This is a genomic window from Embleya sp. NBC_00896 (genome assembly GCF_045207785.1).
Lineage (GTDB): Bacteria > Actinomycetota > Actinomycetes > Streptomycetales > Streptomycetaceae > Embleya.
In genome coordinates this window covers 6,030,785-6,044,804 of record NZ_CP108776.1, presented here as the reverse complement: position 1 = coordinate 6,044,804, position 14,020 = coordinate 6,030,785, and the positions used below count along the sequence as shown (strand labels likewise).

General features: G+C 72.0%; 12 protein-coding genes. 6 read left to right on the top strand and 6 right to left on the bottom strand.

Going from position 1 to position 14,020, the window contains the following annotated elements:
• Window positions 1–352: 352 nt before the first annotated feature.
• On the bottom strand, window positions 353–778 hold the full coding sequence (locus tag OG928_RS27350; RefSeq protein WP_406291253.1) for a MarR family winged helix-turn-helix transcriptional regulator: 426 nt from the start codon (window positions 776–778) through the stop codon (window positions 353–355).
• A gap of 171 nt (window positions 779–949) precedes the next feature.
• Between OG928_RS27350 and OG928_RS27345 the strand changes: the two genes are divergently transcribed.
• A complete protein-coding gene (locus tag OG928_RS27345; RefSeq protein ID WP_406288450.1) occupies window positions 950–1,366 on the top strand; it encodes a cupin domain-containing protein in 417 nt (138 codons plus the stop codon).
• 178 nt (window positions 1,367–1,544) lie between these two features.
• On the opposite strand, the gene OG928_RS27340 is transcribed toward OG928_RS27345, so the two are convergent.
• Window positions 1,545–2,768 (bottom strand): ADP-ribosylglycohydrolase family protein, encoded by a 1,224-nt coding sequence (locus OG928_RS27340; RefSeq protein WP_406288448.1) that lies wholly within the window; start codon window positions 2,766–2,768, stop codon window positions 1,545–1,547.
• Window positions 2,769–3,130: 362 nt separating this feature from the next.
• Here OG928_RS27340 and OG928_RS27335 point away from each other — a divergent pair, with 362 nt between their 5' ends.
• The 3 genes from OG928_RS27335 to OG928_RS27325 all read left to right on the top strand — a co-directional run bounded on the left by OG928_RS27335 (window position 3,131) and on the right by OG928_RS27325 (window position 5,937).
• Window positions 3,131–3,667, top strand: coding sequence for a DUF6643 family protein (locus OG928_RS27335; protein ID WP_406288445.1), 537 nt, complete (start codon window positions 3,131–3,133; stop codon window positions 3,665–3,667).
• A gap of 174 nt (window positions 3,668–3,841) precedes the next feature.
• Window positions 3,842–4,654 (top strand): MOSC domain-containing protein, encoded by an 813-nt coding sequence (locus OG928_RS27330; protein WP_406288442.1) that lies wholly within the window; start codon window positions 3,842–3,844, stop codon window positions 4,652–4,654.
• Between the two features lie 185 nt (window positions 4,655–4,839).
• The gene (locus OG928_RS27325; RefSeq protein WP_406288441.1) at window positions 4,840–5,937 is read left to right on the top strand and encodes an ABC transporter ATP-binding protein; all 1,098 of its coding nucleotides are present in this window, start codon (window positions 4,840–4,842) and stop codon (window positions 5,935–5,937) included.
• Window positions 5,938–6,017: 80 nt separating this feature from the next.
• Here the strand turns inward: OG928_RS27325 and OG928_RS27320 are convergent, their stop codons facing one another.
• Together OG928_RS27320 and OG928_RS27315 are read right to left on the bottom strand one after the other, a co-directional pair.
• Window positions 6,018–8,624, bottom strand: a complete 2,607-nt coding sequence (locus tag OG928_RS27320; protein ID WP_406288438.1) for an AAA family ATPase — start codon at window positions 8,622–8,624, stop codon at window positions 6,018–6,020.
• A 263-nt stretch (window positions 8,625–8,887) separates the two neighbouring features.
• Window positions 8,888–9,868 (bottom strand): aldo/keto reductase, encoded by a 981-nt coding sequence (locus OG928_RS27315; RefSeq protein ID WP_406288436.1) that lies wholly within the window; start codon window positions 9,866–9,868, stop codon window positions 8,888–8,890.
• A gap of 232 nt (window positions 9,869–10,100) precedes the next feature.
• Here OG928_RS27315 and OG928_RS27310 point away from each other — a divergent pair, with 232 nt between their 5' ends.
• Complete coding sequence (locus OG928_RS27310; RefSeq protein ID WP_406288433.1) at window positions 10,101–11,147, top strand: LLM class F420-dependent oxidoreductase; 1,047 nt, start codon at window positions 10,101–10,103, stop codon at window positions 11,145–11,147.
• A gap of 100 nt (window positions 11,148–11,247) precedes the next feature.
• On the opposite strand, the gene OG928_RS27305 is transcribed toward OG928_RS27310, so the two are convergent.
• Entirely contained in the window at window positions 11,248–11,871 is a 624-nt protein-coding gene (locus OG928_RS27305) for a hypothetical protein (protein ID WP_406288431.1), read from the bottom strand.
• A 206-nt stretch (window positions 11,872–12,077) separates the two neighbouring features.
• Entirely contained in the window at window positions 12,078–13,052 is a 975-nt protein-coding gene (corA, locus tag OG928_RS27300) for a magnesium/cobalt transporter CorA (RefSeq protein ID WP_406288429.1), read from the bottom strand.
• A 140-nt stretch (window positions 13,053–13,192) separates the two neighbouring features.
• Between corA and OG928_RS27295 the strand changes: the two genes are divergently transcribed.
• Window positions 13,193–13,918 (top strand): MSMEG_4193 family putative phosphomutase, encoded by a 726-nt coding sequence (locus OG928_RS27295; protein WP_406288427.1) that lies wholly within the window; start codon window positions 13,193–13,195, stop codon window positions 13,916–13,918.
• Window positions 13,919–14,020: the final 102 nt, after the last annotated feature.

Sequence of the window (14,020 nt, the reverse complement as noted above, 5' to 3'; positions counted from 1 at the left end):
GACGGACGTCCGGGTTACTCCGCGCGATGTCCGGGGGGACGGGCTAATCCCGGGGGAGTACGAGGCGGGAGTACGAGGGCGGGAGGTGCGAGGGCGGGAGGTGCGACGAAGCCGGGTGGACTCCCCCGCCGACCGGCGCCCCCGTGAGCGCCGGTCGTCGGAGCCACCGGGGTGGGGCGAGGGGAGGGAGCGTCTCGACCGCCGGACCGAGGCGCTCACTCCCCTCGTTCGAAAACCTACGCGGTTCACCCCGAGCTGGAATCAGTCACGAATAAGTACTTGATCGACTCGTCGCCATCCGGTTGGGCCTGGAACGCGGCCGACGGGCCTCGAACAGGACTCCCCCGGGCGGTCAGCCGCCGCCGAACCAGGCGGGCATGTCCAAGTGGAACACGTCCCCCGGGGTCATCGTCCGCAGGTCCCGCTCCAGTGCGCGCAGCCGGTCCGCGCCGAGCGTCGCGGCCCACTCGGCGCGCAATCGCTCGAAGATCGCGGCCGACTTGGCGAGCGAGTCGAAGCCGCGCGCGGTGAGCCGGACCACCTTGCGCCGCGCGTCGGCGGGATCCGCGGCGCGTTCGACGTAGCCCATCCGCTCCAGAGCGTCGATCGTCTTGCCCGCGGCCTGCTTGGAGACCCCGAGCACGCGGCCGAGGTCGGCGGCGGTGGTGCCGTACGGGCCGATCGCCTGGAACACGAAGCCGTGCATGGGGCGCATGTCGGGGTGGCCCTGGCGGGCGAGTTCCGCGTGCACCTCGTCGATCAGCGTCCGGAAGGCCATCAACAGGCGCAGCGGGAGCTCGAAACCGGGGGGATCGTTCGCGGGGTCGGCGGTGGGGTTGTCCGTCGGATCGTTCGCGGGGGCGCTCGCGGCGGGATCTCTTCTTGACATGAATAGACAACCTGGTTCACTATTTCGACAACGACATTGTCGAGTTTAGGAGATCGCACCATGCCTGTCATCCGCAGCGCCGACGTCCGCGTCACCACCACCCCCAACGCCGTCATGACCACCTACGCCTCGCCCACCCAGGGCGGATCCGTCGCGGCCCTGTGGCGGGCGGACATGGGCGCGGCGGCGGTCGGCCCGTACCACGCGTTCGACGCCGAGCAGATCTGGACCGTCCTCACCGGCGCCTTCGTCATCGACCTGGCCGGGGAGAAGCTGACCGTCGGCGCGGGCGACACCGTGGTCGTGCCGGCCGACCTCCCCCGGCAGGTGTACGCCGACGCCGAGACCGGCTTCACCGCGATCGTCACCGCGTCCGCGAGCGCCCTGGCGTACAACCCGAACGACATCACCCCGCCGGACGCGTGCGACATCGCCCCGAAGGAGGCCGCCCGGGTCTCACCGCCGTGGATGGCGTGACCCGCATACGTGACGGTGTGTCATCGGCCGGGCCGGCCCGAAATCGCCGTCACGGGCGGGCGACGGGCCGGGCCGGCGGTGGCCCACGGGCCACTTCGCCGGCCGGATTCCGACCCGTTCATCCCGATGTGGGGGGCCGCGATACGCCCGGTCGAGGCCGGTGTACCGCCGCCCGTCGTCACCGCAGCGGCGGCTCCGCGCGGCTCACGGCGAGCGTCCGCCGGGCCAGGTCGTCCAGGACGCACACTTCCTGACCGGGCAGCGCGGTCCGGACCTCGGCCGCCGCCGACGACGGCCAGTTCGCCGCCGCGCCGTGCAGGATGCCCGCGATCGAGCCCGCCACCGGAGCCGTCGTGTGGATGTCCCAACCGCCGCGCACGGTCAGACCGATCCGCCGGCACGGATCGCCCTCGCCCCACAGCAGTCCGGCCGCGATCAGACACGCGTTCCCGAGCGCGTCCCGCCGGGTCCCGGTGCCGTGCCGCTGGTGCACCTCGGCCGCCGTCTGCTCCCAGGTCCGGCCGCGGGCGTGGGCGACCAGAACGTCCCGTAAGGCGTGGGACAGCCGCGACTCGACCGGAATGTGCCGCAGCGACACCCCGATCGCCTGCGCGGCGTCGCGCGCGGTGAACGCCGCCGCCGCGAGGGCCGCGCTCCACATCGCCGCGTACAGACCCTCGTCGGTGTGCGACACGCAGGCGTCCTTGCGGGCCAACCGGGCCGCGCGGCGCGGGTCGCCGGGCGCGACGTACCCGTACAGGTCCCCCCGCGCGATCGCCTCGTCGGTGCCGCCGTGCGTGTTCCCGTTCGCCGCGGTCGCGGGCGGCAACATCCCGCCGAGCAGGTTCCGGTACGCGGCCTGCTCGGCCGCGCGTGTGCGCAGGAACGGCAGCGTGAGCAGCCACAACGCGCCCACCTGCGCACTGGTGAAGCCCGGTCCGTACAGCTCCAGGACGCGCAGACTCAGCACCGCGCGGTCCATCGCGTCGCTGCGGTCCTCGGCCCGGCCGGCGTCCGGTACGCCCGAGCCGTCGGGGATCCGGGCCGCCTCGTACGCGCCCAGGGAACGGCCGATCCAGCCGCCGTGGATGCGGTCGAGCAACGCGGCTCCGGGAGGTGGCGCGTCGGCGGGGCCTGCGGGCGGCAGTGCGTCGTCCATGGCGAGGTCGATCGCGTCCCCGTCGGCTTCCCGAGGGTCTCGAAGGTTCCGCGCGCCCTGGGCGTTCTGCGTGCTCTGCGCGTCCTGCGTGTTCTGCGTGTTCTGCGCGTTCTGCGCGTTCTGCGTGTTCTGCGGATCCCGTCGGGTGCCGGCGCGATCGCGTGCCCGAGTGCGCGCCTGTGCCTGTGTTCGTGCCTGCCCGTCGGCGCGCGCGTCCTGCGCCTTTTGCGTGTCCTGCCGCACGTGGTCCTCCCCGGCCGGAAGGGCAGGCCGACACCGACCGGCGAGCGACGCTGCCCTGGACGTTGGCGGCTTCGTCCCGATCCGCGACGCGGATCGCCCCGGACCCGACCCGGGACCCGATCACGACGCGAGGTGACGAAGCCTGCTCGTACCGCATCATGCTCGGCCGGTCGGGGAAAGGCCAGACGCCCGTCGAGGTGATTCGACCGAAATGTGACGCCCTATCACATGCCGTGCGCAGGCTACGGAACCGCCCCGACGTAGGGTATTGGCAGGCCTTGACGAAGTTCTGGCACATCCCGCTGAAATTCGTCAGTACCCAGGGGGTTCGCAACCGCCGCGAATCGCGTACCTTATCGGCCATGACCTCGGCTCGCGCCTATGACGGCGGCATCTACTCGCCGTATTCGGAGACCCCGATCTACGACCGTCTGGTGGCCGAACGGGGCCGGCCGGAGATCGGCCCCTTCAACCTGCCGGTGCCGGACTTCGCCATGCATCCGCTTTTCGGCGAACGACCGGCCCTTCCCGCCCTCCCGGCGCTCCCGTCCTCGTACTCGTCGCCCGCACCGGCGTACGGGGCCTCGTACGGCGCGTCGGCCCCCGGCTACGGCTACAACTCACCTGCCCCCATGCAGGCGTTGCCCGCCTCGCTGCCGGTTCCGGCACCCGCGCAGTACAGCGCTCCGCAGTACAACAGCGGCCAGTACAACAACGCGCACATGTCGGGCTACGCGTCGATGGCCCCGGCCGCGCCGCAGCCGCCCCAGCAGTCCGTGCACCAGGCTCCGCAGCCGGGCGCCGGTCAGTACGCGGCGCAGTACGTCCAGCCCCCGCAGGTACCGACGCCGCGGGTGCCGAACATGGGTGAGCCGGGCCAGTTCCCGCCCCGCTACTGATTCCGGACCCGAACCCGCCACGCCCGCACGGCCACCGGCCGCGCATCGCACCACCGCCTGTAGTTCCCGCCACTCGCACCGCCCGCACCACCCGTATGAACTGCGGATTCGCCGAGAATCGGTCCGCATCGATCCCCCGCCGGTTTCCCCGGACCGGCGTGAAACAGTGAACGTATGCACAACCTCGTCTCCCTGCACGTGTATCCGATCAAGTCCGCACGCGGCATCGACCTGGCGGAGGCCGTCGTCGAACCGTGGGGCCTTGTCGGCGACCGGCGTTGGATGCTGGTCGACGCGACCGGACGGTTCGTCAGCCAGCGCAAGCAGCCTCGGCTCGCGACCGTGACGGTACGTCAGGAGCCGGGCGGCACACTGGTCGTACGCGCTCCTTCGATGGACGAACTGCGGATCGAGCCGCCTGCCGAGGTCCGGCTCACCACGGTGACCGTGTGGAACGACGAACTGGAAGCAGCCGTCGGCGTCGACGACACGCACACCTGGTTCGGAAAGTTGTTGGGCATCGACGTCCGGCTCGTGTATCTCGACGATCCGACCCGGCGAAGGCCCGATCAGACTTACGCGGACATTGCCGATCGGGTGAGTTTCGCGGACGGATTTCCCTTGCTCTTGACGACGACGGGTTCGCTCGACGCGCTCAACGGCGTGATGGATTCCCCGCTCCCCATGAATCGTTTTCGGCCCAACGTCGTCGTCGACGAGCCGATCGGCTGGGCCGAGGACCACTGGCGGCGAATCCGCATCGGGGACATCACCTTCCGGGTCGTCAAGCCGTGCTCGCGATGCGTGATCACCACGACCGACCAGCTGACCGGCGAACGCGGCCACGAGCCGCTGAGGGCGCTCGGCAAGCACCACCGCTTCGGCAAGAGCCTGGTGTTCGGCCAGAACCTGGTCCCGGACCTGCGGCCGGACGGGCCGCATGTGCTCAGGGTGGGCGACGAGTTCGAGGTCCTGGAAACGACGTAGGCCCGGCCGCGCCCCACCTCGCCCGCGCCCGGCGCCCGCGCCGACCATGTGGCGCACTCCCGGTCACCCGCGCGGGTGACCCCCTCCGCGTGGCCCGAACACACGCGTCGCCGGCGCGGGCACGCTGTTCCCCCCACCACTTCGGACCGTCCGGCACGTTCCTGCCGGTGAGGGGACACGTCTTCATGGCCACCGTTTCGTTCGACCGGGCCACCCGCCAGTACACGAAGGGCGACAAACCGGCCGTCGACCGACTCTCCCTCGACATCGGCGACGGCGAATTCCTCGTCCTCGTCGGCCCGTCCGGCTCCGGCAAGAGCACGGCCCTGCGCATGCTCGCCGGCTTGGAGGACGTGAACGCGGGCACCATCCGCATCGGCGACCGCGACGTCACCAACCTCGAACCCAAAGAGCGCGACATCGCGATGGTGTTCCAGAACTACGCGCTCTACCCGCACATGACGGTCGCCGAGAACATGGCGTTCGCCCTCAAGATCGCGCACAAGTCCAAGGACGAGATCGCCCGCCGGGTCGCCGAGGCCGCGAAGATCCTCGACCTCGAGGGCTATCTGGACCGCAAGCCCAAGGCCCTGTCCGGCGGCCAACGCCAACGCGTCGCGATGGGCCGCGCGATCGTCCGCGAGCCGCGCGTATTCCTGATGGACGAGCCGCTGTCCAACCTCGACGCCAAGCTCCGCGTCCAGACCCGCATCCAAATCGCGGGCTTGCAAAGGCGATTGGGCACGACCACGGTCTACGTCACGCACGACCAGGTCGAGGCGATGACGATGGGCGACCGCGTCGCCGTGCTCAGGGACGGCATCCTCCAGCAGGTCGCGACGCCCCGCCGGATGTACGAACGCCCGATCAACGTCTTCGTGGCCGGCTTCATCGGCTCCCCCTCGATGAACCTGATCGACACCGACCTGACCGAGGACGGCATCCGCTTCGGCGACGTCCTGGTCCCGCTGACCCGCGAGGCGCACGCGACCGCCCGCGCCGAGGAGGCCCGGCAGATCACCGTGGGCGTTCGCCCGGAGCACCTCGACGTCACCTCCGGCGAGGGCGCCCGCGGCCTGTCGATCGCGGTCGACGTGGTCGAGGAACTCGGCTCCGACGCCTACGTATACGGCACCGCCCAGGTCAAAGGCACCCCGGTCACCCTGGTGGTCCGCGTCCCCGGCGACAGCGTCCCGCGCAAGGGCGAGACCCTGTACGTCACCCCCCGCCCGGACGAGATCCACAAGTTCTCGAAATCCACGGGCGAACGCCTGACCGACTGACCCCACCCCGCCCCGCCCCGAAGAGAGCGGCCGGGCCGGCGCGGGTCCGGGATTCCGGGACACGTGCCGGTGGGCGTGGGTCAGTTCGTGGCTTCGCGCAGGGCTTGTCGCAGGTGCGTGGTGCGCTGGTGGGTGGGGTCGGTGGCGACCGCGGCGGCCAGGGCCGGGCCGGCGGCGTGGACGATCGAGACGTGCTGTTCGCCTCGGGTGACGAGGGTGTACATGAGGGCCCGGGTGTAGGCGTCGGCCCCTTCCGAGGGGAGTACGACCACGGCGCCCGGGCGGCGGACGCCCAGGGATTGACGGGCCGTCAGGGCCCAGCCGTGCCGCAGCTCGGCGCGGTGGACGGGCTCCGGGGCGGCGTTGCCGAAGGCCACCACGACTCGGCCGTCGGGGAGGGCTTCGCGGACGGTTCCCTGGACGACGCCGCCACTCGGGCCGGGGGTGGCCCTGATGACCCGATCGCCGACGTCGATGGCGACGCCGTTCGCGCCGCCGGTGCCCGGGTTGAGCCTCGCCTTGAGCGCCGCGTTGAGCGCGGTGGCGCCGGCGGGGCCGGTCGCGAGCGGGGCGACGACGAGTACGTCCCGCGCCGCGATGCCGATCGCGCGCGGGATCGAGTCGACGACGAGCTGGGCGCAGCGGTGCGCGGCCTCCTCGCCGGTGCGGGCCGGAATGAGGACGACGCGACGTTCGGGGTCGTCGATCGGGGGCAGCCGGCCGTCGCGGATGCCGTCGGCGAGGGCTTCGAGCGGCCCCTCCGGAACGGTCGGCGCGACCAGCGCGCGGATCGTGCCCGTGGCGGCCAGGTCGGTGAACACCCGTCCCGGGCCCGTCGATTCGAGGCCGGCCGGGTCGCCGGCGAGGAGCAGTCGGGCGCCGTCCGGTACCGCCTCGAAGATCGCGGCGGCGGCCGTGACGTCGAGCAGGGTCGCGTCGGTGACGACGAGGAGGTCGATTTCGAGGGTGCCGTCGGGGCCGCGGTCCATCGCGGCCAGTTCCCGCAGCCCGACCGCTCCGTCGCCGAGCCGGTCGCGCGCGTCGGTGGTCGGGGCGACGAGGGCCACCCGCAGCCCCGCCGCGCGCGCGTTCGCGGCGGCGGCCAGGACGGCCGGCGGCGGTTCCTCGCCGGGGCCCGCGGCGTACAGGACCACACCCGCCGCACGCAGGGCGCGGTCGAGCTTGGCGTCGCCGGTGTCCGGCCAGGGTTCGACGGTCGACATCAGCCGGACGACCGCCTCGGCGATCGCCTCCTCGGCCAGCGCGTAGTCGTCGAGCGCGAGCAACACACCGCCGACGGCGGCGAGTTCGTCGGGCTCCTCGAACTCCGCCTCGAAGTCGCCGTCGAGATCGTCGAGATCGTCGAGGTCGCCCGGATCGCCGGTGTCCTGCGGCTCCTCGACCGGCGCGGCGGCAAAGGCCATCACCCGGCCTTCGGCGAGTATGGCCCGCAATGCGGTGTCCGGGTCGGCCACCTCGAAGTGCGCGAGCGCGGCCCGCGCGGCATCGGCCTCGATCGCGGTATCGCCCTGCCGCGCGGCCCGGCGCAGCAACCACAGGACGATGGCCCGCACCCGTCGGGGATCCGCCGCCGCCCACGCGTCGCCGAGCGCCCCACGCGCGAACAGGTCGGCCTGCTGCGGCGCGAACCCGGACACCGCGAGCAGCGCCCAAGGATCGCCCGCCAACAATTCCGCCGCCTCGCTCCCGAGTGCGGTCACCACTTGCGGAGCGACCCGCTCGGGTGCCCCGGCCGCGACGAGCAGCCGAGCCACATCCGCGACCACGGCGGCGAACGGCCGCTTCTCCTCCGGCTCCACCACCACCGGCGGCTCAGGGGGCACGGACCTCGTGCCGGGCCCCGCCCAACCAGCGCCGGCGGCACCCACCGCGTCCCGCCCCGAGTGCGCGTCCGTGCGGTCGTCCGGCCGCTCCGGCCCGCGCTCACCGCCGCGGGCACGACTCTCGCGGCCCGGATCCGTCGTCGCGGTGCCGGTCTCGGGCAAGCCTTCGAGGGCGCCGCCCTCACCGTCCGGGTTCGGGGCCGCCGCGGCGTCGGCATCCGGCTCCGGAGCGGCGGCGGGGGTTTGGAGAGTGACGCCTTCGGGTTCGGGTTCCGGCTCGGGTTCGGATTCCGGCTCGGGCCCCGGTTCGTGCCCCGGTTCCGGCTCCGGCTCTGCGAGGTCAGGGGCGCCGTTGTCGGCGTCCCCTTGTCCTTCGGGCCCAGCGTCCGGCGTGGATGTCGTGGCAGTCGTCGGCGCCGAGTCGTCGTCGGCCTCCGGTTCGCCCTCCTGCGTTGCTTCGCGGAAGGGCGTGACCTCCGCCGTGACGGCGTGGTCTTCGTCTGTCGCGTCGTCTGTCGCGTCGTCGTGGGATTCCGGGACTCCGGGTTCCAAGGCTCCGGGTTCCAAGGCTCCGGCTTCCGGTGTTTCCGGGTCGGCCGCGGCCACCGCCTCGACGGCCTCGGCGGCCACGGTCGTGCGCCTGCGGGCGGGCTCGGAGCCGGTCGAGCGCTGGGGGGCGACATGGGCCGTGCCCCCGACCACCTCCGGGGCCTCGCCGCGTGCCAGCCTGGCGAGTTGATCGCGCAACAGTGCCACCGGGTCGGGCTTCGGACCGTCCTCGCCGTTCCCGCCCGCACCCGTACCCGCGTCCATGCCCACGTCGCCCACGCTCACGTCACCCATATCCGAACCGAACTCGTCCGCTTCAACGCCCCGAAGCACCGGTCACGCCGGCGTCACCGACACCTGCCGCGACCGATGCTCCCAAACTTCCGTCCCGCGACCCTCTTCACCCTCCACGTCACCGACAGCCCCCCGAAGCCCCCCGAAGCCCGCCGAAGCCCGCCGAAGCGAAGCCCGGAGCCCAAGGCAGGAGCCCAAAGCCAGGAGCCCGAAGCCCCGCCCCGCCCCTCTCCACACGCCCACCCGTACGCCCGCCCCACTCCCTAGACCAGCCCCCACTCGTGATCCGGATAGCCGGTCATCGGCTGCGACACGTCCTCCAGCGCCGCCCTGATCTCCCCCGGCAGCACCACCGCCTCCGCCGCCAGCGAGGCCCGGAGCTGGGCCGCGTTGCGGGCGCCGACGATCGGGGCCACCACGCCCGGGCGGTCGCGGACCCAGGACAGGGCGACCTCGATCGGGGCCGCGCCCAGGCCGTCGGCGGCGGTGGCCAAGGCGTCCACGATCCGCCGTGAGTGGTCGTCCAGATAGGGCGCCACGAAGGGGCCCATGTGCGCCGACGCGCCGCGCGAGTCGGCCGGCATGCCGTGGCGGTACTTGCCGGTCAGCACGCCGCGACCGAGCGGGGACCACGGCAGCAGGCCGACCCCCATGTCCAGCGCGGCGGGCAGCACTTCGCGTTCGATGCCCCGCTCCAGCAGCGAGTACTCCATCTGCGCGCTGGCCACGACCACCCGACCGGGGGCCGCCGATTGCCACGTCGCGGCCTTCGCCAACTGCCAGCCCGAGAAGTTGGAGACCCCCACGTACCTGGCCCGCCCGCTGGTGACCGCGAGATCGAGCGCGTGCAGGGTCTCCTCCAGCGGCGTCGACGGGTCGTACGCGTGCAACTGCCACAGGTCGACGTGGTCGGTGCCGAGCCGGGCGAGCGAGTGGTCGAGGGCCTGGAGCAGGTGGCCCCGCGAGCCGTCGAAACGGCGTTCGCTGTACGGCACGCTCGCGGCCTTGGTCGCGATGACCACGTCCGAGCGCGGGATGTACCCGTCGAGGAGGCGCCCGATCATGTACTCGGCCTCGCCGTCCGCGTACACGTCGGCGGTGTCCACGAGGTTGCCGCCGGCGTCCAGATACGCCTTCATCTGGTCGGCCGCGTCGTGCTCGTCGGTGTCTCGTCCCCACGTCATGGTGCCCAGCCCCATGCGGGAGACCCGCAGGCCGGTGCGGCCGAGATGTCGCTGCTCCATGGCACCGGAGACTAGCCGCTCGCCCACCCGCGCCGGCGTTGGCGGGGCCGTTCGGCGGTATACCGCCCAGACAGGTTACCCATGGGTAGGTATCACGGTATGGTCGCCCGAGCCGGCGTACTGGTGCCGGTCCGGATCGTCCCACGCCAAACGTCGTCCATCGTCAACCATTCCAACGTCGGTCGGACGTGCCAAAGACGTCGGACGGACATCGAACAGGGGGTCCGCGGATATGCGACTCGGTATCAACCTCGGCTACTTCGGCGCCGGCAACGACGCCGACAACCTGGCGGTGGCCCAGGAGGCCGACCGACTCGGTTACGCGGTCTGTTGGGCCGCTGAGGCGTACGGCTCGGACGCGGCCACCGTGCTGTCCTGGGTCGCCGCGCAGACCACGCGCATCGACGTCGGCTCGGCGATCTTCCAGATCCCGGCCCGGACGCCCACGATGACCGCGATGACCGCCGCGACGCTCGACGTGCTCTCCGGCGGCCGGTTCCGGCTCGGCCTGGGCGTGTCCGGGCCGCAGGTGTCCGAGGGCTGGTACGGGGTCAAGTTCGACAAGCCGCTGGCCCGCACCCGCGAGTACGTCGAGGTCATCCGGATGGCGATGCGCCGCGAGCGGGTCGACCACCAGGGCGCCAACTGGACGCTGCCGCTCCCCGGCGGGCCGGGCAAGCCGCTCAAGCTCACCGTGCATCCCGTGCGCGAGCACATCCCGCTGTACATCGCGGCCGTCGGCCCGAAGAACCTCGAACTCACCGGCGAGATCGCCGACGGCTGGCTCGGCGTCTTCTACGCGCCCGAGCACGCCGAGGACTCGCTGCTGAACATCCGCGCGGGCCGCGAGAAGGCCGGCCTGTCGATGACCGACTTCGACGTCGTGCCGACCGTTCCGCTCGTCGTCGGCGACGACCCGAAGGCGGCGGCCGACCAGGTCCGCGGGTATGCCGCGCTGTACGTGGGCGGCATGGGCAGCCGCGACCAGAACTTCTACAACCGGCTCGCGTGCCGGATGGGCTACGAGGCCGAGGCCAAGGAGATCCAGGACAAATTCCTGGCGAAGGACTACCCGGGCGCCGGCGCGGCCGTGCCGTACGACTTCATCGACAAGACCAGCCTGCTCGGCAGCAAGGAGCGGATCGCCGAGCGCATGCAGGCGTACGCCGCCACCGGCGTCACGACCCTCACGATCGCCCCGAACGGCACCACTCTCGACGAACGTGTCGCGGCACTGCGGATCGCGGCCGAGGCGCTGGAGCTTTCCGGCTGCGCGTAGCCGGAGCGGACGCGGCGGGAGACGACACCGCGCACAGCCCGTGCGCGAGACCGGCGGCGGGACCCACGGATTCCGGGCCCGCCGCCGCGTTCGCCACGCCTCAGCGCGGCCCGGGCACCCGTGCCGCGATCACCTCGGCGAATTCGAGCAGTCGGCGAATCTGCCCCGGCCCGCCGTCCTCCAGGGACTTGCTGAACCGGTACGCCTCCTGCCGGAACCGGCCGGTGGACGTGCCGTCCTCGCCGCGCACCGTCGCCACCTCCTGCAGGGTCGGCGTCGCCAGGAACACGAACGCGCCCCGCAGTTGCCGCCGGCCGTCGGTGTCGGTGCCGACCAGCGTGCGTATCCCGACATGCGAGACGGAACCGAGCGGAATCACCTGCACGGAGGAGTCCAACACCGTGCCGCCGGGGGCCGACGGGTCGGTCATGTCCTCGCTGTGCCACAACACGAGCCGCCGATCGTCACAGACCGCGGCCTCCTGCCACACCGATGTGCCGTTCGCGTTGATGTCCACGACCCGCTCCAGCGTGAAGCCGCGCACCGGACGCCGACCGAGCACCGAGCCCAGGGCCTCCATCGCCACGTCGGGGTGCAGCAGGTAGGACCGTACGGCGTCCTCCAGATGGGTGTGCGAGGACCAGTCGGCCCCGGCGGCCCCGGCGCCCGGAATCTGGGCCGGGCGCGTCCCCGATGTGCGCTGCTTGCCCGACTTGCCGAACATCCCCACCTGCTTCCGCCGCGTCTGTACAAGCAGAAGCCTACGAGAGTCCGGCGTGAGCGGTGCCAGGGTCCACCGCTTGATCGCTCACGGAACGGAATCAGGCCGCGGCGGGGGAGTCCAGTACATCCCCGCCACGGCCGGTATCCAGGTCAACGACCCCACCCCGCGAAAGACACGGCGTCGCGCGGTACCGACCCCCCGCCGGCCTACAGCCACCCGCTCTTGCGGAACATCCGATGCAGGCCCAGGCACGCGCACACCATCAGCGCGAGCGCCGCGGGATAGCCCCACACCTGCCGGAGTTCCGGCATGTGGTCGAAGTTCATGCCGTACACGCCCGCGATCATCGTCGGCACGGCGAAGATCGCCGCCCAGGCCGAGATCTTGCGCATGTCCTCGTTCTGCCGCACGCCGACCTGGGCCAGGTGCGCCCCGAGCACGTCGGACAACAGCCGATCGAAGGACTCGATCTGTTCGGTGACCCTGGTCACATGGTCGGCGACGTCGCGGAAGAACGGCCGGGTGTCGGACGGTACGAACGCGACCTCCGTCGTGGCCAGCTTCCGTATCGGCTCGATCAACGGCAGTGCGGCCCGCCGGCACTCCAGGACCTCGCGCTTGAGCAGGTAGATCCGCTCGGCGTCGTTGTCCCGGCTCGGCGAGAACACGCGCGCCTCGAGCTCCTCGAGGTCGGTCTCCAGCTCGCCCGCGATCGCGAGGTAGGTGTCCACGACGGCGTCCGCGACCGCGTACAACACCGCGCCGGGGCCGTGCTTGAGCAGCTCGGGCTGCTTCTCCACCCGACGGCGGACCGACTTCAGCTCCGCACCCGGCCCATGACGCACCGTCACCACGAACGAGTCGCCGATGAACATCATCAGCTCGCCGGTCTCCACCGACGACGTCTCGTCGTAGTAGTGCAGCGTCTTGAGGACGAAGAAGACCGAGTCGTCGTAGGTCTCCAGCTTGGGCCGCTGATGCGCGTGCAGCGCGTCCTCGACCGCGAGCGGGTGCAGCCCGAATTCGCTGGTCACAAGCTCGAACTCGCTCGGTGTCGGCTCGTGCAGGCCGATCCACAGGAACGAGTCGCCGACCCGCCGGGCCTCGTCGAGGGCATCGGAGAAGTCGGCGGGACCTTCGGTCCGCCGGCCGTTGGTGTAGATGGCACAGTCCACGATCACACGGACATTCTTATGCCTTTTCCGGCGCGGCGGGGACACTCGCGATCCGGCCCCCGAACCCGGACCGCCCACACTCCCGCTCCCGCCTCCGCTCCCGACACGCCTCCGCGCCCGGGAATCACCCACGTAGGGTGACCACCATGACGACGGTGCTCTTTGTTCGGCACGGACGCACGACGGCCAACTCCTCCGGGATCCTCGCCGGTTGGGCGCCCGGTGTGCTCCTGGACGACCGCGGCGAGGAACAGGCGGCGGCACTCGCCGCGAGAATCGCCGAGGTGCCGCTCGCGGCCGTGGTGACCAGCCCGCTGGAGCGCTGTCGGCAGACGTCCGAGGCGATCCTGGCCGCGCGCCTGGGCACCAAGCTCGCGCTGGACGCCGGCGCGCAGGTCGACGAGCGGGTCGGCGAGTGCCGCTACGGCGACTGGACCGGCCGAGAGCTCAAGGAGCTCGCCGGGGAGAGCCTCTGGAAGACCGTGCAGAACCACCCGAGCGCGGTGACCTTCCCCGGCCCGGGCGGCGAGGCCCTGCGCACCACCCAGGCCCGCGCCGTGGACGCGGTCCGCGAGTGGAACGAGCGGATCACCGCCGAGCACGGCCCGGACGCGATGTACCTGGTCTGCTCGCACGGCGACGTGATCAAGGCGCTCGTCGCCGACGCGCTCGGGATGCACCTGGACCTGTTCCAGCGGATCCAGGTCGACCCGTGCTCGCTCACGGTGGTCTCCTACGGTGGGCAGCGCCCGAGCGTCGGCCGGCTCAACGACACCGGCGGTTCCGTCGCCGGCCTGCTGCCGCCGCCCGACGGACGGCACGCCTCCGCGTCGGACGACGCGGTGGTGGGCGGCGGAGCCGGCGCGCCGTAGGGTGCTCGAAAGGCGCGCTCCCCCCACGCGCCCGCGCGGGACGGCGCGTACGCACGAGAGCACGTGCGTGAACGCCCGAACGCGCACCGGACCCCGGGTCCG